At 67.6% G+C, this 20,888-nt stretch carries 21 protein-coding genes; 9 read left to right on the forward strand and 12 right to left on the reverse strand.

Features of this window, described 5'->3' with window-relative positions:
- Positions 1-54: 54 nt before the first annotated feature.
- The 4 genes from pdxR to ACU0DV_RS14790 all read right to left on the reverse strand — a co-directional run bounded on the left by pdxR (position 55) and on the right by ACU0DV_RS14790 (position 4,812).
- Positions 55-1,527, reverse strand: coding sequence for a MocR-like pyridoxine biosynthesis transcription factor PdxR (gene pdxR, locus ACU0DV_RS14775; protein WP_446241875.1), 1,473 nt, complete (start codon positions 1,525-1,527; stop codon positions 55-57).
- Positions 1,528-1,579: 52 nt separating this feature from the next.
- Positions 1,580-2,233: a YggS family pyridoxal phosphate-dependent enzyme gene (locus tag ACU0DV_RS14780; protein WP_446241874.1), complete on the reverse strand. Its 654-nt coding sequence runs from the start codon at positions 2,231-2,233 to the stop codon at positions 1,580-1,582.
- Positions 2,224-3,684 carry a tetratricopeptide repeat-containing sulfotransferase family protein gene (locus ACU0DV_RS14785; RefSeq protein ID WP_446241873.1) on the reverse strand — a complete coding sequence of 487 codons (1,461 nt, stop codon included), beginning with the start codon at positions 3,682-3,684 and terminating at the stop codon, positions 2,224-2,226. The genes ACU0DV_RS14780 and ACU0DV_RS14785 overlap by 10 nt, the downstream gene beginning before the upstream one ends.
- 108 nt (positions 3,685-3,792) lie before the next feature.
- Positions 3,793-4,812, reverse strand: coding sequence for a porin (locus ACU0DV_RS14790; protein WP_370311802.1), 1,020 nt, complete (start codon positions 4,810-4,812; stop codon positions 3,793-3,795).
- Positions 4,813-5,093: 281 nt separating this feature from the next.
- Here ACU0DV_RS14790 and ACU0DV_RS14795 point away from each other — a divergent pair, with 281 nt between their 5' ends.
- A complete protein-coding gene (locus ACU0DV_RS14795; RefSeq protein ID WP_198521828.1) occupies positions 5,094-5,618 on the forward strand; it encodes a DUF3576 domain-containing protein in 525 nt (174 codons plus the stop codon).
- A gap of 189 nt (positions 5,619-5,807) precedes the next feature.
- On the opposite strand, the gene ACU0DV_RS14800 is transcribed toward ACU0DV_RS14795, so the two are convergent.
- Together ACU0DV_RS14800 and ACU0DV_RS14805 are read right to left on the reverse strand one after the other, a co-directional pair.
- Complete coding sequence (locus ACU0DV_RS14800; RefSeq protein ID WP_446241872.1) at positions 5,808-7,067, reverse strand: glycosyltransferase; 1,260 nt, start codon at positions 7,065-7,067, stop codon at positions 5,808-5,810.
- 301 nt (positions 7,068-7,368) lie between these two features.
- Positions 7,369-8,550, reverse strand: a complete 1,182-nt coding sequence (locus tag ACU0DV_RS14805) for an alpha-D-ribose 1-methylphosphonate 5-triphosphate diphosphatase (RefSeq protein ID WP_446241871.1) — start codon at positions 8,548-8,550, stop codon at positions 7,369-7,371.
- Positions 8,551-8,985: 435 nt separating this feature from the next.
- On the opposite strand from ACU0DV_RS14805, the gene ACU0DV_RS14810 reads away from it, so the two are divergent.
- Positions 8,986-9,936, forward strand: a complete 951-nt coding sequence (locus tag ACU0DV_RS14810; protein WP_446241870.1) for a CorA family divalent cation transporter — start codon at positions 8,986-8,988, stop codon at positions 9,934-9,936.
- A 55-nt stretch (positions 9,937-9,991) separates the two neighbouring features.
- Here ACU0DV_RS14810 and ACU0DV_RS14815 read toward each other — a convergent pair whose 3' ends face one another.
- The gene (locus tag ACU0DV_RS14815) at positions 9,992-10,690 is read right to left on the reverse strand and encodes a ZIP family metal transporter (protein ID WP_446241869.1); all 699 of its coding nucleotides are present in this window, start codon (positions 10,688-10,690) and stop codon (positions 9,992-9,994) included.
- Between the two features lie 244 nt (positions 10,691-10,934).
- On the opposite strand from ACU0DV_RS14815, the gene rpsA reads away from it, so the two are divergent.
- Positions 10,935-12,692 (forward strand): 30S ribosomal protein S1, encoded by a 1,758-nt coding sequence (rpsA, locus tag ACU0DV_RS14820; protein ID WP_283983476.1) that lies wholly within the window; start codon positions 10,935-10,937, stop codon positions 12,690-12,692.
- Positions 12,693-12,828: 136 nt separating this feature from the next.
- On the opposite strand, the gene ACU0DV_RS14825 is transcribed toward rpsA, so the two are convergent.
- Entirely contained in the window at positions 12,829-12,975 is a 147-nt protein-coding gene (locus ACU0DV_RS14825) for a hypothetical protein (RefSeq protein ID WP_157814932.1), read from the reverse strand.
- A 174-nt stretch (positions 12,976-13,149) separates the two neighbouring features.
- Here ACU0DV_RS14825 and ACU0DV_RS14830 point away from each other — a divergent pair, with 174 nt between their 5' ends.
- From ACU0DV_RS14830 to ACU0DV_RS14855, 6 genes are all read left to right on the forward strand, one after another.
- Positions 13,150-13,461 carry a hypothetical protein gene (locus tag ACU0DV_RS14830; protein WP_100927965.1) on the forward strand — a complete coding sequence of 104 codons (312 nt, stop codon included), beginning with the start codon at positions 13,150-13,152 and terminating at the stop codon, positions 13,459-13,461.
- 247 nt (positions 13,462-13,708) lie between these two features.
- A complete protein-coding gene (gene ihfB / locus ACU0DV_RS14835) occupies positions 13,709-13,990 on the forward strand; it encodes an integration host factor subunit beta (RefSeq protein ID WP_005860332.1) in 282 nt (93 codons plus the stop codon).
- A 3-nt stretch (positions 13,991-13,993) separates the two neighbouring features.
- Positions 13,994-14,353: a LapA family protein gene (locus tag ACU0DV_RS14840; RefSeq protein WP_100927964.1), complete on the forward strand. Its 360-nt coding sequence runs from the start codon at positions 13,994-13,996 to the stop codon at positions 14,351-14,353.
- 73 nt (positions 14,354-14,426) lie between these two features.
- On the forward strand, positions 14,427-15,089 hold the full coding sequence (locus ACU0DV_RS14845) for a phosphoribosylanthranilate isomerase (protein WP_446242522.1): 663 nt from the start codon (positions 14,427-14,429) through the stop codon (positions 15,087-15,089).
- Positions 15,090-15,294: 205 nt separating this feature from the next.
- On the forward strand, positions 15,295-16,572 hold the full coding sequence (locus ACU0DV_RS14850) for an acetyl-CoA C-acyltransferase (RefSeq protein WP_446242521.1): 1,278 nt from the start codon (positions 15,295-15,297) through the stop codon (positions 16,570-16,572).
- Positions 16,569-18,590 (forward strand): enoyl-CoA hydratase-related protein, encoded by a 2,022-nt coding sequence (locus tag ACU0DV_RS14855; protein ID WP_446242520.1) that lies wholly within the window; start codon positions 16,569-16,571, stop codon positions 18,588-18,590. The genes ACU0DV_RS14850 and ACU0DV_RS14855 overlap by 4 nt, the downstream gene beginning before the upstream one ends.
- A gap of 20 nt (positions 18,591-18,610) precedes the next feature.
- Here ACU0DV_RS14855 and arsC read toward each other — a convergent pair whose 3' ends face one another.
- From arsC to ACU0DV_RS14875, 4 genes are read right to left on the reverse strand one after another with little or no spacing between them, the layout of a single operon-like run.
- Positions 18,611-18,961 (reverse strand): arsenate reductase (glutaredoxin), encoded by a 351-nt coding sequence (gene arsC / locus ACU0DV_RS14860; protein ID WP_283982261.1) that lies wholly within the window; start codon positions 18,959-18,961, stop codon positions 18,611-18,613.
- Positions 18,952-20,010, reverse strand: a complete 1,059-nt coding sequence (locus tag ACU0DV_RS14865) for a quinone-dependent dihydroorotate dehydrogenase (protein ID WP_446242519.1) — start codon at positions 20,008-20,010, stop codon at positions 18,952-18,954. The genes arsC and ACU0DV_RS14865 overlap by 10 nt, the downstream gene beginning before the upstream one ends.
- Positions 20,007-20,435 carry a DUF1330 domain-containing protein gene (locus tag ACU0DV_RS14870; protein ID WP_446242518.1) on the reverse strand — a complete coding sequence of 143 codons (429 nt, stop codon included), beginning with the start codon at positions 20,433-20,435 and terminating at the stop codon, positions 20,007-20,009. The genes ACU0DV_RS14865 and ACU0DV_RS14870 overlap by 4 nt, the downstream gene beginning before the upstream one ends.
- Entirely contained in the window at positions 20,432-20,770 is a 339-nt protein-coding gene (locus ACU0DV_RS14875; protein ID WP_446242517.1) for a DUF952 domain-containing protein, read from the reverse strand. Before ACU0DV_RS14875 ends, ACU0DV_RS14870 begins: the two co-directional genes overlap by 4 nt.
- Positions 20,771-20,888 lie beyond the last annotated feature (118 nt).

Here is a 20,888-nt window from a genome sequence, read left to right on the forward strand (position 1 = left end):
CACACACGGTCCCCCTCAGAGGCATTTTGGCCAGGATGAAGGCGTCTGTGGGTCTCAGGCGGGTTGGGCCTGTGCGATGGCCGCGGCGATGCGGGCAATGCCCTCGTCGATGCGGTCGGAGGGGATGGAGCTGTAGCCAAGGCGGTAGAAGTGGTGCGGCACCTCCGGGCCGGTGAAGAACGGGGCGCCGGGTTCGATGAGCACGCTTTCGCGGCGGAGTGCCAGACCCAGATCGCGGGTGTCAATGCCGTCGGGGGCGCGCATCCAGAGGCTGGAGCCACCGTGTGCGCCTTTGCCGGCCACCAGCAGGCCGTGGTCGGCAACGGCGCGTTCCATCACCTCGCGCCGTGCGGCCAGCGCGCGTCCGATGCGGCGCACGAGGGCGTCGTAGTGGCCGAGGCGGAGGAACTGCGCGGCGGTGCGCTGGATGTGGCCGGGCGGATGACGCAGGACGGAGGCGCGGAGCGCGCGGGCCTCGCGGATGAAGGGGGCGGCGCCCACGAGGTAGCCGAGGCGCAGGCCGGGGAAGAGCGACTTGGAGAAGCTGCCGACGTAGATCACCCGTCCATCCTCGTCGAGGCTTTTGAGGGCGGGAGAGGGGGCGTCGAGATAGGCCATCTCGAACTCGTAGTCGTCCTCCACGATGACGGCGTCGAGCTCGGCAGCGCGGGTCAGGAGCGCCTCGCGCCGGGCGCGGGGCAGGGTGGCGGAGGTGGGGCACTGGTGGCTGGGCGTGGTGAAGATCACCCGCGTGCCATCGGGGACGAGGTCCGGCGGCAGGCCCTCGTCGTCGACCGGGACGGCGTGCACCTCGCTGTCGGCCTGGGCCAGCAGTTGTTGCAGCGCGGGATAGCCCGGCGTCTCCACCGCCACGCGCTGCCGCACGGCCAAAAGGTGCGTCGCGAGCCAGAGTGCGTTCTGCGCGCCCAGCGTGATCAGGATCTCCTCGGGGCGGGCGTGGATACCGCGGCGGGGCAACGTGTGGTGGGCGATGAAGCGCACCAGCTCCGGGTCGTCGGCGTCGAACTGGTCCTGGGTGAGGGCGTCGAAGTTCTTGGCCCCCAGCGCCTGCATCGCGCAGAGCCGCCAGTTGGCATGATCGAAGAGCGTGGGATCGGTCTGGCCGTAGATGAACGGGTAGCGGTAGCGCGCCCAGTCGGGCGGGCGCTCCATGTCGAAGGCGGGGCCTCCGGCGTAGCGCCGCGGCAGGGCGGCGTCCCAGTTCACCCGATCGGTGCGGGCGGCGACGGGGCGGAAGTCAGGCGGCTCGGGCGCGTTGTCGCTGACGTAATAGCCCGACCGCCCGCGCGCCGTCAGGTAGTCGTTGGCCAAGAGTTCCGTGTAGGCCAGCGTCACGGTGATCCGGCTGATGCCGAGATGCCGGGCGAGGGCGCGGGTGGAGGGCAGTTTCTCTCCGCGCCGGAAGCGGCCGGAGAGAATGCCCTCTGCCACCAGTTGCTGGATGCGCGCCTGAAGGGTGCCCTGCGCCCGAGGGGCGAGGTGGAAGGTCTCGACCGGGATTGCCATGGGGCGACGCTAGACTGGACTTATCAGGCGCGCAATCTGGTCTGATCGGCGTTCAGGTCTTTTCGCGCTCGCCGAAGATGGCCGACCCCACGCGGACATGGGTGGCGCCAAGGGCGATGGCCTCTTCGAAGTCGGCACTCATGCCCATCGACAGGCCGGTCAGCCCGTTGCGCTCGGCGATCTTCTTGAGCAGCGCGAAGTGCAGGGAGGGCGTTTCCTCCACCGGCGGGATGCACATCAGGCCCGCGACCGGCAGGTCCAGCTTGCGGCATTCGGCGACGAAGGCGTCGGCCTCCTTCGGCAGCACGCCGGCCTTCTGGTCTTCCTCGCCGGTGTTGACCTGCACGAAGAGGTCCGGGCAATGGCCCATCTCCTGCGCCAGCCGGGCGATGGCGCTGGCGAGCTTCGGGCGGTCGACGGAATGGATCGCCTCGAACAATTCCATCGCCTGCCGTGCCTTGTTCGACTGGAGCGGGCCGATCAGGTGCACCTCGACCCCGTCGAAGCGGTCCCGGAAATCCGGCCACTTGCCTGCCGCCTCCTGCACGCGGTTTTCGCCGAAGAGGCGGTGACCCCCTTCCAGCACGGCCTCCACCCGTTCGAGCGGCTGCACCTTGCTGACCGCGATCAGCCTTACCTCGGAAGGGTCACGGTCGGCGGCCTTGCAGGCGGCCTCGACTCGGGTGCGGATGTCATTCAGTCCCATGGTTCGTCTCCCCAGGAGTCCAGGAATGGCGCCAGTTCCGTCTCGTATTTCCGCCATGCCTCGCGCCGTCCGGCGTGGATCGGCTGGCGCACCTGTGCAAGGCTCAGCGTCTTCACCTTGCCCGCCTGCTTGTGGAACGTGAGGCAGGCGTCCTCCCAGTCCAGTCCCGCCGCGGCAATCAGCCTGCGCGATTCCGTCTCTGCATCGGCGACGAGGTCCTCGTAGCGGATCTCGTGGATCTGGCCGGGCAGGCGGTCGCGCCAATGGTCGACCTGCGCGCGGAACGCCCGGATCTCGGCGGCGATGGTGCCGAGGTCGTTGGCGTAGCGGTGCGTGCCCAGTCGGAAGTGGTTCTTGTAGATCGACAGCGCGATGTCACGCGGATCGCGGTGCACGACGATGATGCGAGCGCCCGGCAGACCCTTGGCGATCAGGCCGAAGATCAGTTGCGACCGGATCGACTTGTCGGTCACCACGCCGCTGACGGCGCCCGTGTCGCGCCGTACGCCGCGCCGGTAGGCCATGGCCCAGCGGTCGAGGTCGGCCGCGCCCATCTTCGAGAGGGGCTTCATTTTCTCGGCGGGGCCGAACAGGCGCACCGCTTCGCGCAGGGCATGTCCCATCTCGCCGCCCGCGACGGCCTGTGAATGCGCGCCGATGATCTGTTCCACAAGGGTCGTGCCCGACCGAGGCATGCCGGTCACGAAGACCGGGCGGAGGGGCAGGGACGCCGTGCCGGCGGGCGGAGCAAGGTCGTCCTGCGCGTGGGCATAGGCCGCCCATTCCGCATCGCGCGCCGCGGCATCGAAGGGCGCCAGCCTTGCCTGCGCGGTGTTTGCGGCGTCGAGATAGTCGAAGACGCGGTCCGTTTCGCCCGCATCCTCCGCCGCCTTGGCCAGCGCAAAGCCAAGCTGCATCCGCCCCTGGTCGTTCAGGCGCGGATCGGTCCAGAGTTTCCGCATCGCACGGACCAGAGGATCGCCGGGTTTCAGCTTCAGCCCGGCCACCAGCATCCGGTAAAGCTCCGTCTCCTGCGGGGACTGCTTCAACAGACGGCGCAGAATCGTCTCCGCCCCGTCGAAATCGCCGATCTGCTGGAGGTATTGCGCCTTGTCGGCCCGCGGCTTGATCGTCTTCGGGTCCGCCTTGACGGCCTCGTCATAAAGCGCGCGCACCCGGTCCTCGTTGCCCAGCCGCGTGTGGGCGCGGATCGCCGCCTCGCGCACAGACGCCTCGCCGGGCAGGGCTTTCAGTACCTCGTCCAGTGCGGCGGCCGACGCGGTGGTGTCGCCGATCAGGTCCAGCGCGCGGGCCATCTGGAAACGGATTTCCGGCGCGCCGCCGGAGGGCATCAGCAGGGTCTTCAGCAGCGCCAGCGCCTCTTCGGGGCGGTCGGCCCGGATCAACGCCTGGGCCTGCGCGAACTGCGCCTTGATCTGCTGCGGGGTCATGCGGGTCCTGCCGTTGTCATGGACAGGGCCGGTTCAATCAAAAACCGCCACAAAAGAAAAGAGCGGACGCAAGCGCCCGCTCTTCCCTAAGCCGAATGGCTGGTGTCCTTAGAAGGACATTGCCAGACCCAGCGAGTAGGAGTCCCAGTCGCTCTCAACACCGGCTGCGGTGGTGGAGTCGCCGACGCCGTAGCCGAACTGAACTGCGAGACCGCCGCCCAGATCGTATGCGACTGCCAGGCCGTAGCCGTCGGATTCAGCCGACGAACCGTAGGTGCCGGACATCTTGTCGTAGTTCTCGAACTTACCGTAGTTCAGGCCGATCGACAGAGCGTTCATCTCGTAACCGAAGCCGATTGCGGCGTGGGTCACGTTGTCAGACGCGATGTTGGATTCCGGGTCCATTTCGGAGTAGGACGCACCGATCTTGAAGCCGGATGCCAGGGTGGTGTCGACCGACAGACCGATCAGCGAACCGAAGTCGTTCTGGTCCTGGTAACCCAGGCCAACGTTGACTTTGGTGCCTGCGAGGTCGCCGGAGTATTTGAAGCCGAGGCCCCAGACAACGTCGTCGTCGGAGTCGGGGTCGATGGACGGTGCGATCGCCTGAGCGTTCGGATCGTCGTCGATTTCTGCGGACAGAGCGGCTGCGAAGTCACCGAAGGTGTAGGTGAAGCGCGCGATCTGACCATCTTCGTGGCCGTCGAAGCCGGAGTTGGCGTTGAAGCCCGGGTGCTCGGTCTCGGAGTCGTCGATGGAGCCGGCTGCCAGGTTCATTTCCTGCATGGCCCAGTCGAACGCACCGTCGGTGTCGCCCATGTCGAGACGAGCGTTGCCGTATGCGACCCAGACTGCGAAGTCGTCTTCTTCCTGGGTTGCGATGCCGTTCTGAGCTTCCTCGAACTTCACCTTGGTCCCGAAGGTCAGGCCGTTGTCTGCTTCACCGGACATGGTGAAGGTGACGTCGACGTCGGTCCAGAACTGGGTCACACCGTCGGTGTTGGACGGGGTGGCGTAGCGGTTGCCGCCAACGATACCCATTTCGGCAGCACCGGTGACAGTCACTTCTGCCGCGGCTGCGCCTGCGAATGCGACCAGAGCGGTGGACGCGAACAGGATCTTTTTCATTGTTTCCCTCATGTGTTCAAAGGCACGTACCAAGCCGGTGCCCCGGCCTTGATGTGCTTTCTATGCGCCCCGAGGGTCCTTCAGTGCAACCCGCTCAAAAGGCTCGTCCGTCCAAAGCGGATCAGTGATGCGCAATTGCCACAAAGCACTGGATGGCCGGGCGTTTGTGACATTTGTTGCGCGAAAAGCTGCCGATCGTTGACGGGTTGCCGGTTGCCCTTTGCGCTTGTAATGAGATGCAGGAGGCAGTTCGGAACGGTCACGACAGGGAGATACACCTTATGAGCAAGCGCAGAGTACCCTCGCGGATCCTGCTTGGGGCGGGCCTTGTCGGAATCGTTCTGCTTGAAGCGGGATGCGGGCTTGGCGGCCCGCGTGCGCGTCAGGCGGCGGTGAACACGCCGACCAACGACGAGATCCTCGCCGAGATCCAGGAACGCGAAGGCGCGAAGGGGCGGTCGGACTCCTCGATCTTCGACATCTTCAAGCCGCGCGGCGACCAGGGGCAGATCGGTTCGGTCAACAAGTACCTGTGGAACGCCTCGCTCGAAGTGCTGAACTTCCTGCCCATCGAGACGGTCGATCCCTTCACCGGCGTCATCACCACCGGCTACGGCACCCCTCCGGGCGGCAGCCAGCCCTACCGTGCGACGATCCTGATCAACGACCCGGCGCTCGACGCGCGGTCGCTGAACGTAACGCTGGCCACCCGCGGCGGCCCGGCCTCGGCCTCCACCGTCCGCGCGATCGAGGACGCGATCCTCACCCGCGCCCGCCAGCTGCGCGCCCGCGACGCCCGGCTCTGATCCCGCGCTGAAGCGGCAGGAGTGACAAGGCCCGGCTCTGTCCGGGCCTTTTGCATGTCCGGCCGGCCTCGCCTGCGGCTTATCTTGGGCGCGGACCCCGACCTTCATCTTGGCAAAAATACCGAAGAACGGTGCAGCCTGCAAAGTCGCCACGACAGCGGGCGGCGTCTGTGTTGGCAGGAAAGCGGTTCAGTCACGCACGGGGCGCGGTTCCAGCTCGGCCAGCCGGGCCACCCAGTCGAGGTGCTGCGGCAGGCAGACGGAGGCGAGGTCGTAGTGCTCCTGCACGAAGGCGCGCCCGTTAGCGCCCAGCCGGGCGCGCAGATCGGCGTCGTCGAGCAGGGCGCACAGCCGCTCCACCAGCGCGACGCGGTCGAAGAAGTCCACCATCAGCCCGTTCTCGCCTTCGGTCATCACTTCGCGGACCGGTTCGGTGCCCGAGGCGACGATGGCCGCTCCGGCGCTCATCGCCTCCAGCAGCGACCACGACAGCACGAAGGGGTAGGTCAGGTAGACGTGCGCCCGGCTCACCTGCAGCATCGCGAGGAAGCGGTCGTATGGCACCCGCCCGAGGAAGTGCACCCGGTTCCAGTCCGGCGTGGCGATGCGCTCGCGCACCTCGTCGATGAAGATCTGCTTCCACGTCTGGCCCTTGGGTGGCTTGGACCCGTAGGAAACCTCGTCGCCGCCCAGGATCACCACATGCGCGTTCGGGCGCCGCTTCAGGATGTCGGGCAGGGCGCGCATGAAGATGTGGTAGCCGCGGTAGGGCTCAAGGTTGCGGTTGATGAAAGTGATGACCTCGTCGTTCCGCGTCAGCGTCAGGTCGTCGGACACCGCCAGCCGCGCGCCCGGGTCGGGGCGGACGGTCTGCGTGTCGATGCCGTCATGGGCAACGGTGATCCGGTCCTGCCAGTGCTCGGGGAAGGTCGAGGCCTGGAACCCGGTGGGCGAGATCCCGGCATCCATGACCTCCTCGTGCAGGCGGTTGTTGAGGTTCTTCATCCGGATGCGCAGCACGTCGGCCTCCGGGCTCTTCGAGGGGAATTCCGGGTCGAAGTGCAGGAAGGGCTGTTCGGTCAGGTGGTAGAGTTCGCAGTAGAGGCCGAGGCGCGCGTCGGGCCACACGTCCTTTAGGAACATGGATTCGCCCCAGCCGTGGTGCGCGCAGATCACGTCCGGCTCGAACCCCTGCGCCTTCAGCCCCTTGGCGCCGCGGTAGCAGGAGGTGGCGCGCACCAGCTTGGTTTCGAAGTCGGCGAGCCACGGATGGATCTTCGGCGTGCTCTGCCCATTGATCGCGTAGGGCACCACCTGGACGCCCTGCCAGACCTGCGGTTCCTTTACCTTGCAGGTCAGCGCGACGACCTGATGCCCCTGCCGCACCAGAGCGGGTGCCAGGTGCTTGTACTGGCCCGGGAAATTCTGGTGGATCAACAGGATCTTCATATGCTCGCCCTCGGTACGCCCGCGCCCTCTGAACAGGGGCGCTTCGGGCGGCATTTTAGGCGGGAAGGGCAGCGATGTGAATCGGTTTGACGCGGGCGTGGCGCGCGGAAAGCAAAAGGGCGGCCCGAAGGCCGCCCGCAGGTGATGGAAACGTCTGGTCGAAACACCTTTGAAAAAGCGATCCCGGGGTTCGAAATCCGCGCCCCTGGGGTCTGCGGTCACACTCGCGCGCCCCTCCTAGAGGCGCTGCATGACACCCGTGTGACCCCAGGTGACAGCCGTGTGAAAAAAGCCGGCCGGTCTACTCCGCCGCAAGCCGGAAGGAGGCGCGGGACCCGAGGAAGCGGCCCGCGGCCTCGCCCGCGAGGTGGGTGATCCGGCCTTCGCAGACCGTCGCCTCCACCGCGCGGGTACGTGGGTTCACCACCACAAGGTCGGCACGGCGGCCGTAGTCGATCACGCCCCGGTCCGGCAGCCGCAGGATCTCTGCCGGGCCGGCCGAGATCAGTGCCCAGGCGTGCGGCAGGTCGAGGATGTTCTCGTCCACCAGCCGGAACGCGGCCTGCAACAACGACGGGTAGTGATGGTCCGAGACCAGCGCATCGCAAAGCCGTTGCCGGACAAGGTCCAGACCGCCCGGACATCCCGGCCGCACACCGCCGCGCAGCAGGTCCGGCGCGCCAAGGACGACCGGATCGCCCACCGCCCGGGCCAGCGCGGCAGCGGCGCGGCGCGCAGGGAACACGCACAGCTTCGCGCCGATCTGCGAGTGGTATTCCCGCGTCTCGCCGTCCGCATCGCGCAGGCTGCCGTAGCTGACGCCCAGGGTGTCGAATGCCTCCGCCAGCCGGCAGAGGAAGCGCGGCACGTCCCGGCGCATGGCGCGTGCGGCACGGACGGCGGCGTGGTGGTCCTCGGGCGTGCGACCGGCCTGCGATGCCCATTGCGCCAGCCGCACGGGATCGACCTCGGCCAGAAGGCCCGCCTCGTCCAGCGTGTTGGCGAAGAGCACGAGATCGACCCGGTGCCGCCGGACCGCGGCCAGCAGCCGGTCCTGCGTGTCGGCGGTGTGCGTCTCGCAACGGATCTGCACCCGCAGATCGGTCAGCGCGCGGCGGCCGTAGGCATCGAGCGCGCGCAGCAGCGCCTCGGCCCGGTCCGGGGCGCGGTTGCCGCCTTCCCAGCTCCAGGCCTGCGATATCCACCCGGTGGTCACGCCGTTGGCGGCGGCATCGAGGTCCGTGGCGCGCAGGGCGGTGTCCAGAGGGATCGCGTCGCCGGGACGCGGGGCAAGGTGGCGTTCAAAGGCGCTGCCGTGCAGGTCGACGATCCCCGGCAGCACGAGGTAGCCGCTCAGGTCGACCTCGGGCAGGGGACCCTTGGAAATCCGGCCATCCTCGAACGCCACGGAGCGCTGCTGAAGAGCGCCGTCACGGAGCACCGTGGCACCTGTCAGGCGCAGGCTGGAGGGCGGGGTGGTCATGGGTCCTGCTCGATACGGTCGGGGTCCTGCGCGTATAGCGCGGCAATGTATCAAAGGGGTGACATGGGCCCTGCGCGGACGGCATGTGGAGAAGCGCCGCCTTTCGCCGCGCACTCAACGGCTTGGCTCGCTGGCGCCCTGTGCGTATCGGTTTTGCGGGCGGGGGCAGCAGTCTTGCGGCGAATCAGGGGAGCAGTCTTTGTCGCCGCCGCCATCCCGGCCGCCATGAGATGTGTGATCCGAGTCCTGCGTTTCGCCAAGCGCCAGGTCCGTCAGGGCAACGCCGCCCGCGCCTCCGGTCAATGACCGCGGACCGTCCATGTCTCGCGACGTTCCGCGACGGATGTGCCCGGTCCCGCACACCTGCGCGGCGTCACCGAACTGTCGCCTTGACCCATCTGTACCCGCCGCCCGCTTTGCGCCAATCTGCGCGCGATGTTACGTGCTTTCTTCATCGACAATGCCGCTCTCACTCCGGCGCAGGCGGATGTCCCGCTCGACGGGGCCCGGTGGATCGACCTTGCTTCGCCCACCACGGAGGAGGCGGCCCGGGTCGGTGCGCTTGGCTTCGAGGTGCCGACCCTTGCCGACATGGAAGAGATCGAGGTGTCCAACCGGCTCTACCGCACCGGCGAGGTGGAGGTGCTGACCGTGGCGCTGCCCGGCACCGGCGCCGACGGCAAGCGCGGTTTCGGTCCGGTGGCCTTCATGCTGTCGCCGCAGCGGATGATCACCGTCCGCTACCACACGCCGCGCTCGTTCGAGACCTTCCCGGATCACGCCGTCACCTCCAGCGCCGGATGTGCCACGCATCTGCACCTGTTCCTCGGCCTGATCGAGGAGATCGTCGCCCGCATCGCAGACCTGATCGAAGGCACGGGCCGGGAACTGGACAAGGCCGCGCGCGACCTGTTCGAAGGCGACGAACCGGAGGACCTGCTTGAGGAAATGATCCGCATCGTGGGCCGCCGGGGCGAGGAACTGGCCAACTATCGGCTGTCTCTGCTGTCGCTGGAGCGGGCGCTGACCACGTTTTCGCTGAACCTGCCGCCGAAGGCCGGGCAGGGGCTGAAGCAGGTGCTGAAGGCCCACACCCGCGACATCCGCTCGCTCGTGGTGCATGCCGATTTCCTGACCGGGCGCGTGGCGCATGTGACGGATGTGATTCTGGGCATGGTCAGCCTGCAGCAGTCGGACGCCAATCGCACACTGTCGGTGGTCGCGGTGCTGTTCCTGCCGCCGACTCTGGTCGCCTCGATCTACGGTATGAACTTTCCCTACGTGCCGGGCATGGACCAGCCGTGGGGCTGGCTGATTGCGACCGGGTTGATGGCCGGTTCCGCGCTGGGGAGTTTCCTGTTCTTCCGGTGGAAAAGGTGGCTTTGACGGGCATATGAGCGAACGGCGCTGCCCTGCGCCCGAGGGCGCATCGCCCGTCGATTCAGCCGCCCAGTTGCCCCAGCAGCAGCGCCATCAGCATGCCCGCCGTGACAGCGATGCCGGTCCAGTAGCGGTCTTCACGGAACGCCTGCGGAAAGACCTCGGTCGCGAGGCTGGCCGTCACCGCGCCCGCGGCAAAGCAGCGGATGGCGGCGATCCATTCGTCGGAGGCGCTCTCCAGTCCGAAATAGCCCCCGAGTGCCGCCGCCGAAAGAAGCGTCGCGGTCGCCGCCCACAGACCCACGGCCTTGGCCTTCGACATCCCGTCAGAGGTCATGGTCCGCGCGCCGCCCGCCGCTTCGGGGAGGTTCGACAGGAAGATCGACCCGGCCAGCGCCGCGACCTCCAGCGGGCCCGCGCCGATCAGCGCGGTCCCGAGTGCCAGGTTTTCGGGAATGCCGTCCAGCATCACCGCCAAGAGCAGGCCGAATCCCCCCGCACCGGACACGGCCCGCTTTACCCAGACGTCGAGGCCGGTGAACACCACCGCGCCCGCCGCCACCGCCCCGACGACGATCCAGAGCGGGGCGCTTTCGGTCGACGGGCGGATCAGTTCGTCCATGACGGAGACGATCAGCGCGCCGCCCGCCATGGCGACGATGAAGCCCTCGGTCCGGTCGCCAAGATGCAGGTACGCGCCCCATAAGGCCCCGGCGAGAAGGGCGAAAGAGACGATCAGGACGACGAGGAACACGGTCATGACGGGTGAATGCCGTGGGGGACGAAGTGGTTCCGGCGATCGTTGTGCGCCGCTGCTGGACGAGCCGGTCGTCTCAGATCACAGTGGCGTGCCGGACGTGAACAGTACCGCCTTCGCGCGCCTTTGCCTTGACCCGCCGCCCACCGCCAGCTATACGCGCGAGCGTCGACAAGGCAGGAATTGCCGCGGCAAGGACGAGCAGGGCCGGAACCACCGGCCCTCTTTGTTTTGCGGCATGCCTGAAATGACCAACCCACCCAAGACCGGCGGAGACAACCGCTCGGCCAGAATAGACCGATGTAAAGGAAACACACGCCACATGGCTCAAAACGCATCCATGGAAGAATTCGAAGCCCTCCTTAACGAGAGCCTCGAAATGGACACCCCGGACGAAGGTTCGGTTGTCAAAGGCAAGGTCATCGCAATCGAAGCGGGCCAGGCCATCATCGACGTAGGCTACAAGATGGAAGGCCGCGTCGAGCTGAAGGAATTCGCTGAACCCGGCGAGCAGCCGAACGTTCAGGTCGGCGACGAAGTGGAGGTCTTCCTCCGCGCCGCCGAAAACGCCCGTGGCGAAGCCGTCATCTCCCGCGAGATGGCCCGCCGCGAAGAGGCATGGGACCGTCTCGAGAAAGCCTACGCAGACGACGCACGCGTCGAAGGTGCGATCTTCGGCCGCGTCAAGGGCGGCTTCACCGTCGACCTCGGCGGTGCCGTGGCCTTCCTGCCCGGTTCCCAGGTCGATGTGCGCCCCGTGCGCGACGCAGGCCCGCTCATGGGTCTAAAGCAGCCGTTCCAGATCCTCAAGATGGACCGTCGCCGCGGCAACATCGTGGTGTCGCGCCGTGCGATCCTCGAAGAATCCCGCGCCGAACAGCGCGCCGAAGTCATCGGCAAGCTGCAGGAAGGCGATTCGGTTGACGGCGTGGTCAAGAACATCACCGAGTACGGCGCATTCGTCGACCTCGGCGGCGTTGACGGCCTGCTGCACGTGACCGACATGGCATGGCGCCGCGTGAACCACCCGTCCGAGATCCTGTCGATCGGTGAGACTGTCAAAGTGCAGGTCATCAAGATCAACAAGGAAACCCATCGTATCTCCCTCGGCATGAAGCAGCTGCAGGAAGATCCGTGGGATCTGGTCGGTGTGAAGTACCCGCTGGGCTCCGTCCACAAGGGTCGCGTCACCAACATCACCGATTACGGCGCCTTCGTGGAGCTGGAAGCCGGTGTCGAGGGCCTGGTCCACGTCTCCGAGATGTCCTGGACCAAGAAGAACGTGCACCCCGGCAAGATCGTCTCCACCTCGCAGGAAGTGGACGTCATGGTGCTGGAAATCGACCCGACCAAGCGTCGCGTGTCGCTTGGTCTCAAGCAGACCATGCGCAACCCGTGGGAAGTGTTCTCCGAAACGCACCCCGAGGGCACGCAGGTCGAGGGCGAGGTCAAGAACATCACTGAATTCGGTCTGTTCATCGGCCTGCCGGGCGAGATCGACGGCATGGTGCACCTCTCCGACCTCAGCTGGGACCAGCGCGGCGAGGAAGCCATCCAGGAATACCGCAAGGGCGACATCGTCCAGGCCGTGGTGTCCGAAGTCGACGTCGAGAAGGAGCGCATCTCGCTCTCCATCAAGGCGCTGGGTGGTGACAAGTTCGCCGAGGCAACCGGCGGCGTGAAGCGCGGCTCCATCGTGACCGTCGAAGTGACGGCCATCGAGGACGGCGGCATCGAGGTGGAATACGAAGGCATGAAGTCCTTCATCCGCCGTTCCGACCTGTCCCGCGACCGCTCCGAACAGCGCCCCGAGCGTTTCTCGGTCGGTGACAAGGTGGACGTTCGCGTCACCAACATCGACATGAAGACCCGCCGTCTGGGCCTGTCGATCAAGGCACGCGAGATCGCCGAAGAGAAAGAGGCCGTTGAACAGTACGGTTCCTCCGACTCCGGCGCATCGCTGGGCGACATCCTCGGCGCGGCCCTGAAGGGCGGCGACGAGTAATCGTCTCACCTTTTGAATTTGGGAAAGGCCCTCGCTTCGGCGGGGGCCTTTTCTTTTGGTCGTGCGGGATCCACCAGACCTGTACGCGCCAAAGGATCGGCTTTGACAGGGTCGCTGTGCCGTAGTGCAGCGGCGGCTATCGCATCCACCAGTCCGGCGGCGACCAGCGGTCACCCGGTGCGCGGGGCGGCAGGTTCAGGTCGCGGCGGATTCGGGCGTCGAGGTGGGGGCCGTTCACAAGGGGCTGGCGTTCAGGGCGTCGGCGGAACAGGCGTCGGAACATGAGGGTTCTCCATGGTTTCGGATGCCTTCAGGATGGTCGGGGCACGGGATTTCGGCGATCCGGTTCCTGCGGCTTGCCGCTCCGGATCCTGCGGCAAGTGCGGCAATGAAAGCGCTCGCATCCTGCCGGACGATTTCCTATCGTCGGACGCGACGGAAACCGGGGGAGGGCGCCATGCGGATGGCCATCGTGATCGTCGGGCTGTGCGTGTGCACGGCGGCAGCGGCTCAGGACATCGTTCTGCCGGCCGAGGATCCCGGCATCCGCCAGAATGCCCCGCAGACCGGCACCGACCTCGTGATGAAACCTGTCACCGTGCAGGGCCAGAACCAGCTGCGTGGCCGTTACGGTGCGGCCTGGTCCGAGGGGGAGGTGAAGAGCCGCGCCGCCCAGACCTGTGCGGAGGGCGGCATGCGGCTGATCTACTTCAAGCCGGGCGGCAGGGACGCGAAGGGCCGGACGGAGTTCGCCGCCGTCTGCCAGTGATGACGCACCCAGTCACCCGGTCAAGCGGCGCGAATCGTCGCGGCAGCCGGGCGGGGCGCCGCGGGCAGGCCGGGCAGGGACGCGCCTGATCGTTGCGATATCCACACACTTTTGACGCGAAAAGCTCGCAAACCGCTGCAAAATCACGGTTTTCCCACGGTTTCCCCTGTTCCCGTATCGAAAACAGATGCGTATAGTCCCACCTAACGTGTCTCGAAAACCGAAGGCACGACGAGGGGGAAGTGAGATGATCAGATCTGAACTGATCCAGAAGATTGCGGACGAGAACCCGCATCTGTATCAGCGTGACGTAGAGCGGATCGTGAACACGATCTTCGAAGAGATCACCAACGCCATGGCCCGGGGCGATCGGGTCGAGCTGCGGGGCTTCGGGGCGTTTTCGGTCAAGAAGCGGGACGCACGGATCGGTCGGAACCCCCGTACGGGAGATTCCGTTGAGGTCGAAGAGAAACACGTCCCCTTCTTCAAGACCGGGAAGCTTCTGCGGGACCGCCTGAACGGGAAATAATCAATGCGTTACATTCGCTACGCCATCTACGCGGTGCTGGCCATCGTGCTGGTCGTCGTCTGTCTCGCCAACCGCGGAACCGTGACGCTGAGCACGCTGCCCGACGGCCTGGCGGCGATCCCGGGCATGGGCTGGCTGGCCCTGTCCGTCGAGGTGCCGCTGTTCATCGTCGTGCTGGGCGGGCTGCTTCTGGGCTTTGCCATCGGCGAGCTGTTCGAATGGCTGCGCGAGTACAAGTACCGCGCCGAAGCGTCGCGCAAGAAGGCCGAGGTCAAGACGCTGGAGCGCAAGCTCAAGCGGACCCAGGATGAGCGCGACAAGGACAAGGACGAAGTCCTGGCGATCCTCGACCAGTCCCACTGACGGGCTGCCAGCCTGTCCCGGATGCACGGCGTTCCCACGGAATGCTGCAGCCCGACTCTGAACGGAGGCAACCATGGCCGACGTGCGCGTCAAGATATGCGGATTGAAGACCCAAGGCGACGTGGAGGCGGCGGTGGCCGCCGGCGCGGCCTATTGCGGTTTCGTCTTCTTCCCGAAAAGCCCGCGCAACATCGCGATCCAGACCGCCCGCGACCTTGCCGTGACGGCGCCGCCGGGGCTGGCCAAGGTCGCGCTGGTGGTCGATCCGGACGACGACCTGCTGGAGCGGATCGTGGCGGACGTGCCGCTCGACATGCTGCAGCTTCACGGCAACGAGACGCCGGAACGGGTGACGGAGATCCGTGCCCGCTTTGGCCTGCCGGTGATGAAGGCGGTGGGTGTGGCGTCGGAGGAAGACCTGCCGAAGCTCGGGCTTTATGCGCAGGTCGCCGACCAGTTGCTGATCGATGCGAAGCCGCCGAAGGACGCCACGCTGCCGGGCGGCAACGGGCTGGCCTTCGACTGGCGCCTGATCGCCGGGCGCCGCTGGCCAAAACCGTGGATGCTGGCCGGGGGGCTGACTCCGGAGAACGTGGACCGCGCTGTGGCCATGACGGGCGCCGCGCAGGTGGATGTCTCGAGCGGTGTGGAATCCGCGCCCGGGGTCAAGGATCCGGCCAGGATCGCGGCGTTTGTCCGTGCCGCGCAGGGCGCGGAGGCCGTGCCGCGGCTCTGATCCCACCCCGCTGCACCGCGGCGGCGGTCCGTCGGCATGGGCGCGTTCTTCGCTCTCCGACCTCCGGATTTTCCTTGGGTTCCGGAACATTGCACCCTTGCACGCGTTGTACGTGTTGGAGGCGTACGGGCATGATGAATGACACGATGACACCGGTGCGCCAGCGTGCCGGAGCCGGCAGAAGCAGCGTGGGTCAGAGCCGCACATGACTCGTCCCGTGTTCATCGTCGACGGCGCCCGGACGCCATTTCAGCCCACACTCGGAACGGAATCCGCGTTTTCCGCGGCCGATCTTGCGGTGCAGTGCGGGCAGCAGCTTCTCCTGCGCCAGCGCGTGCCCGGCGATGCCATCGGCATGGCCATCGTCGCCACCGCCCCGACCGAGACGGAGGGCGATCTGACGCGCGATGCGGTGCAGCGGCTGGAACTGCCTCCCTCCTGCCAGACACTGACACTGCGGGACAATTGCGGCGCCGGGATGCAGGCGCTGAGCCTTGCGCTCTGCATGGTGAGCGAGGGGCACAAGGACATCGTGCTCGTGGGCGGGGCGGACGTGCCCAGCCGTGCACCGATGGTCTATCGGTCAGAGGCGTCCTCGTGGTTCGGCGAAGTGGCCAGCCGCCGCGCGCCGCTGTCCCGGGTCCGGGCGCTGGCGGACGGCCACCCCGAGTACCTTCTGCCGGTGCGCGCGCCCGGGCGCAAACCCGATGGACCCGCCAGCAACCCGGCCCTGATCCGTGCCGCCGAGACAGCCGCCTACCGCTTCGGGATCGACCGGGCCAGCACCGACGCCTACGCCGCGCAAAGCCATGCGCGTCTGTCCGATGCGATTGCTGCCGGCCGGGTCGAAGCCGAAGTGGTGCCCGCGTTCCATGCTGACGGCAAGGTCACCTCGTCGGACCGCGCGCTGGCGCATGTCTCTGCCGAGCGTCTGGCGCGGCTCAGCCCCCTGACGGATGCACCCTTCGGGAGCCTGACGACCGGCAATGCGGCGGTGCCCGGGGAAGGGGCCTGCTGGCTGATGGTTGCCTCCGAGGCGGCCGTGGACGATTTCGGACTGACCCCTATTGCCCGGGTGAGCGACAGTGCCATTGCGGGCGCGCAGGAAGCGGATGCCGGTATCGCGCCCATCATGGCGGCCCTGCCGGCGATGGCCCGGAACGGATGGACTGCACAGGACGTCGGTCTGTGGGAGATCAAGGAATCGACGGCGGCCCAGGTTCTCGCCTGTGCCGCGGCGGCCCAGGATGACGCCTTCTGCCGGGATACGCTTGGCCTCGATGGGGCGAGTGGCGCCATAGATCCCGACAGGCTCAACGTCGACGGCGGGGCCATTGCGCTCGGGCTGCCGGTGGGCGCCGACTGTTGCCGGATGGTGCTGCATCTGGCCCATGCCATGGGGAACCGTGGTGTGAACAAGGGCGTTGCGATGGCGTCGATCGGGGGCGGCCAAGGTGCAGCCCTGCTCATGGAGCCGGCATGACAGCGTTGGTCCCGGATAACGCGTTCCCGGAAACGGAGAACTGGCGCCCCGAGCGGAAGGGCGGTCAGGTCACCTTGTGGCTGGACTGTGCTCGGGCCGGTCCCAACCGCGTCACGCGCCAGGTTCTCGACGAACTGAACCGCCTGCTCGACGCCATCGCTGCCGACATGCCGGATGCCGTGATCCTGCGGGCCCGTAGGCCCGAGGGTCTGGCCGACGGGCTGCCGCCGGAAGACCTGACCGACCTCGAAAGCGCAGTGGCGCAGGACCTGGCAGAGGCGGGGGCCAGCGTGCTCGACAGGTTGGCAGGGCTGCCCTGCGCCACCGTTGCGGTGATGCACGGCCGCACGTCGGGCACCGGCCTGTCGCTTGCGCTGGCCTGCGACCACCGCATCGGGATCGAGGGGATGACCTGTGCCTTCCCGGAGATCTGCCTCGGGCTGCATCCGTTCATGGGCGGCACGGTCCGCCTGACCCGGATGATGGATCCGTTGGAGGCGATGCAGATGATGCTGACCGGCGCTCCGCTGACCGGCGTGCGGGCCAAGGCCCTCGGTCTCGTCGATGCGCTTGTGCCGGAGTGCCACGTCAGCGAAGCCGTGCGCGCGGCGGTGGAGCGGCGGCTGGACCGGACGGAAAGCCTGCGCACCGCGGCCATGCGTCTGGGGCCCGCCCGCCGCATGTCCGCAAGCCGCCTGCGCTCGGAATCGGAGCATGTCACGCCCTATGCCTTCTACCCGGCGCCCTTCGCGCTGATCGCCCTGTGGGAGGAACACGGGTTCGACCCCAAGGCCATGCAGCAGGCCGAGACTGCCTCGTTCTCCCGCCTGGCGGAATCCGCCGCGTCTCGCAACCTGACCCGCGTTTCCCGTCTGCGCGCCGCGCTGGAGGCCCGGAACGATGAACCGATCCGCACGGTGCACGTGATCGGCGCCGGCAAGCGCGGGACCGAAATCGCCGCCTGCATCGCAGCCGGTGGCCTGCGCGTGACGCTGGAGGACCCGTCGCTCGACCAGCTGGGGCAGGCGGTGCACCGGACCGCGCGTCTGTGCGACGAGACGGGGCGCCCGGCAGCGGACCGGCAGGCGGCGCTCGACCGCCTGATCCCCGATCCCAAGGGGCATGGCCGGTCGCGGGCGGACCTTGTGATCGCCACCGGCGACGAAGAGATTGCCGACCGTCACGAACTGCACAGGGCGCTGGCCGACGTGATGGCACGCGGGGCCCTTCTGGTCAGTGCCACGCCGCACCTGCGGCTTGCCGAACTTGCCGGTCTTGTCCGCAGCCCGTCGCGCCTTGCCGGGCTGCGGTTCTCCGAGGACGTGCCCGGACTGGTGGAGGTCACGGCGCACCGCCAGACCGATCCGAAGACACGCGCCCGGCTGGCGGCCTTCATCACATGCCTTGGCCAGTTGCCGCTGGCCGTGATGGACGCGCCCATCGGCCTGGTGGAACGCCTGATCGCCGCCTACCTGATGGAGGCGATGGTGATGATCGACGAAGGCCACGACAAGCGCGATCTGGACTGCGCGGCGCTGGGGTTCGGAATGCCGGTCGGCCCGGTCACGCTGGCGGACAAGCTGGGTCTGGATCGCTGCCTCGCGCTGTTCCACACGGTGACCGAGACATCCGACTGCGCGGTCGCCGCCATCCCCGGCTGGTTGCCCGAAATGGTCGAGGACGGCCACACCGGGATCGCCACGGGCACGGGCCTTTACCTCTACGCAAAGGGAGAGAAGCCGCCCCTGTTGCCGGTGGAGCCTGCCTCACCCGATATCTCGGACCGGCTTGTCCTGCCGATCTGCGATGCCGCTGCAAGTTCGCTGCGGCGCAAGATCGTGGCGGACGCCGATACCGCCGACGCCGCAGCAGTGCTGGGGATGGGGTTCGCGCCGTTCCGCGGCGGGCCGCTGCACTATGCGAAGGTGCGGGGCGGGGTGCCTGACCGCCTGCGTACGCTGGCGGCGCGGCACGGCGAACGCTTCATGCCCGATGCGGGCTGGGGCGGGCTGGCTTAGCTCCACCCCTTGGCCGCGCCTTACTCGGCGGCGAGGTCCAGCACGCGTTCCGGCGGGCGGCCGATGACGGCACGGTTGCCGCGCACGAGGATCGGGCGTTCGATCAGCTTCGGCTCGGCCACCATGGCGTTCAGCAGCGCCTCGTCCGGGTCGTCCTTCGACAGTCCGTGTTCGCGGAAGGCGGCCTCCTTGGTGCGGACCATCTCGATGGCGGGAACGCCCAGAACCTTGTGCAGCGACTCGAGTTGTTCGAACGAAGGCGGGGTGTCGAGATAGCGGAAGACCTCCACCTCGTAGCCCTTGTCTTCGAGCAGCTTCAGCGCCTCGCGCGACTTGGAGCAGCGCGGATTGTGCCAGAGGATCATAGCCATTTCTCCCGATCCGTGCCGACAGCGTCGGCGACAGTCCTGAAATTGTCCCGCGCCAGAAGCGCATCAAGGCCACGGGCGATCTCTGCGCCCAGCCCAAGGCCACCGTAGACCAGCGCCGTGTAAAGCTGAACCGCCGAGGCGCCCGCCCGGATCTTGGCATAGGCCTGCTCTGCCGTCGACACCCCGCCCACGCCGATCAGCGGCAGACGCCCCTCGGTTAGCTGCGACAGGCGCGCCAGAACGCGGGTCGATTTCTCGAACAGCGGCTGCCCCGACAGGCCGCCGGTCTCGCCCCTGTGCGCCGACCGCAGGCCGTCGCGCGCCAGCGTCGTGTTGGTGGCGATCACTCCCGCCACGCCCGAAGACAGCGCCACATCGGCCACGTCCTCCAGCCCCTGGGCATCGAGGTCGGGCGCGATCTTGAGGAAGACGGGCAGCGGTTTCGGAAGCGCGTCGCGCGCCGCCATCACCCCTGCGAGCAGGGCAGACAACGCCTCTTTCCCCTGCAGGTCGCGCAGCTTTTCGGTGTTGGGCGACGACACGTTCACCGTCGCGAAGTCGAGGTACGCTCCGCAGCGGCCCAGCACCTTGGCGAAGTCCGCCGCCCGGTCGTCGCTGTCCTTGTTCGCGCCGAGGTTCAGACCCAGCACCATGTCGCGCGGGCGGTTTTCCAGCCGGGAGGCCGCCGCCTCCATGCCCTGGTTGTTGAAGCCGAAGCGGTTGATCGCCGCCGCGTCCTCCGTCAGCCGGAAGAGTCGGGGGCGCGGGTTGCCGGGCTGCGGACGCGGGGTGATGGCGCCGACCTCGACGAACCCGAAGCCCGCGCGCGACAGCGGCATCAGCGCCTCTGCATTCTTGTCGAACCCGGCGGCCAGCCCGACCGGGTTGGTCAGATGAAGCCCCGCCACCTCCGTCCTGAGGCGTTCCGAGGTCACGAGCCCGGGCAGCGGCGCGACCCCGGCCTTCAGCGCACGCAGCGCCCAGGTGTGCGCGTCCTCCGGGTCCAGCCGGTGCAAGACCCCCAGCCCGATGCGTTCCAGCGCGTTCATCCGAACACCTCCCCCGTCTCGGCAGGGGCGCAGCGGACCAGTCGCGAGTCGGCCACCGCCGCCTGCCGGTGGATCACCGCGCGGGCATAGTCCGGGTCCTTGACCATCGCCATGAAGGCATGGGCGGACGGGTAGCGCGCGATGAAGACGTGATCCCAGCCCTCGCCCTCCGGCCCGATCAGCGTGGTGCGGAACCCGCCGCGCCAGAGGATCTGCCCGCCGACCTTCGCCAGGACCGGACCGCTTTCGGCCCCGTAGCGGGCGTAGGCCTCCGCCCCGGTCAGACCAGCGCCGCTGAGCGGGTGATCCTCCGGGTAGGCGGCCCGGTCACGCAGGCGCACGAGGTTCAGCATTTCGCAGGGCTCGTCGCGGTCGAGCCCCTTGAAGGCGTCGAACTGCGCCCGCGTGGGATCGACATGGCTCAAGCGAAGCTCTCCGGGAACTGGTGGACGCCGTCCCTGAGGGGCAGGGGCTGGCACCAAGTCACATGCGCCAGGGTCAGCGGCCCGTAGAAATGCGGGAAGAGCGCGCCGCCGCGGGATTTCTCCCACTTGAGCGCATCGCCCATGCGGTCGGTCTCCAGCTCCGCCAGCATCAGCCCGTCCTCTCCGGCAAAGTGCTTTGCCGCGGTTTCCCGCGCCTGTTCGGCGGTGGAGAAATGGATGAAGCCGTCGGCGATATCCACCGGCGCGCCCTCGGTTGCGCCCCGGGCGCGCAGGTCCGACCACTCGTCGGCTCTCAGGATCTTGTAAATCAGCATGTCATCCTGTTGCCGGGGATCGTGCCGCCGGTCAATCCCCGGCCTGCCCGCGGCGGCCTTGTCGTGGGGCTCAAGGCCCCGTGACCCGCATTCGTGCACCGCCGTCATCGAATCGTCG

The organism is Sagittula sp. (genome assembly GCF_052825245.1).

What these genes read in the sequence shown, in the direction of transcription:
- pdxR (WP_446241875.1), bottom strand. Translation starts at nt 1,527, where the DNA reads ATGGCAATCCCGGTCGAGACCTTCCACCTCGCCCCTCGGGCGCAGGGC.
- ACU0DV_RS14780 (WP_446241874.1), bottom strand. Translation starts at nt 2,233, where the DNA reads ATGGGACTGAATGACATCCGCACCCGAGTCGAGGCCGCCTGCAAGGCC.
- ACU0DV_RS14785 (WP_446241873.1), bottom strand. Translation starts at nt 3,684, where the DNA reads ATGACCCCGCAGCAGATCAAGGCGCAGTTCGCGCAGGCCCAGGCGTTG.
- ACU0DV_RS14790 (WP_370311802.1), bottom strand. Translation starts at nt 4,812, where the DNA reads ATGAAAAAGATCCTGTTCGCGTCCACCGCTCTGGTCGCATTCGCAGGC.
- ACU0DV_RS14795 (WP_198521828.1), top strand. Translation starts at nt 5,094, where the DNA reads ATGAGCAAGCGCAGAGTACCCTCGCGGATCCTGCTTGGGGCGGGCCTT.
- ACU0DV_RS14800 (WP_446241872.1), bottom strand. Translation starts at nt 7,067, where the DNA reads ATGAAGATCCTGTTGATCCACCAGAATTTCCCGGGCCAGTACAAGCAC.
- ACU0DV_RS14805 (WP_446241871.1), bottom strand. Translation starts at nt 8,550, where the DNA reads ATGACCACCCCGCCCTCCAGCCTGCGCCTGACAGGTGCCACGGTGCTC.
- ACU0DV_RS14810 (WP_446241870.1), top strand. Translation starts at nt 8,986, where the DNA reads ATGTTACGTGCTTTCTTCATCGACAATGCCGCTCTCACTCCGGCGCAG.
- ACU0DV_RS14815 (WP_446241869.1), bottom strand. Translation starts at nt 10,690, where the DNA reads ATGACCGTGTTCCTCGTCGTCCTGATCGTCTCTTTCGCCCTTCTCGCC.
- rpsA (WP_283983476.1), top strand. Translation starts at nt 10,935, where the DNA reads ATGACCAACCCACCCAAGACCGGCGGAGACAACCGCTCGGCCAGAATA.
- ACU0DV_RS14825 (WP_157814932.1), bottom strand. Translation starts at nt 12,975, where the DNA reads ATGTTCCGACGCCTGTTCCGCCGACGCCCTGAACGCCAGCCCCTTGTG.
- ACU0DV_RS14830 (WP_100927965.1), top strand. Translation starts at nt 13,150, where the DNA reads ATGCGGATGGCCATCGTGATCGTCGGGCTGTGCGTGTGCACGGCGGCA.
- ihfB (WP_005860332.1), top strand. Translation starts at nt 13,709, where the DNA reads ATGATCAGATCTGAACTGATCCAGAAGATTGCGGACGAGAACCCGCAT.
- ACU0DV_RS14840 (WP_100927964.1), top strand. Translation starts at nt 13,994, where the DNA reads ATGCGTTACATTCGCTACGCCATCTACGCGGTGCTGGCCATCGTGCTG.
- ACU0DV_RS14845 (WP_446242522.1), top strand. Translation starts at nt 14,427, where the DNA reads ATGGCCGACGTGCGCGTCAAGATATGCGGATTGAAGACCCAAGGCGAC.
- ACU0DV_RS14850 (WP_446242521.1), top strand. Translation starts at nt 15,295, where the DNA reads ATGACTCGTCCCGTGTTCATCGTCGACGGCGCCCGGACGCCATTTCAG.
- ACU0DV_RS14855 (WP_446242520.1), top strand. Translation starts at nt 16,569, where the DNA reads ATGACAGCGTTGGTCCCGGATAACGCGTTCCCGGAAACGGAGAACTGG.
- arsC (WP_283982261.1), bottom strand. Translation starts at nt 18,961, where the DNA reads ATGGCTATGATCCTCTGGCACAATCCGCGCTGCTCCAAGTCGCGCGAG.
- ACU0DV_RS14865 (WP_446242519.1), bottom strand. Translation starts at nt 20,010, where the DNA reads ATGAACGCGCTGGAACGCATCGGGCTGGGGGTCTTGCACCGGCTGGAC.
- ACU0DV_RS14875 (WP_446242517.1), bottom strand. Translation starts at nt 20,770, where the DNA reads ATGCTGATTTACAAGATCCTGAGAGCCGACGAGTGGTCGGACCTGCGC.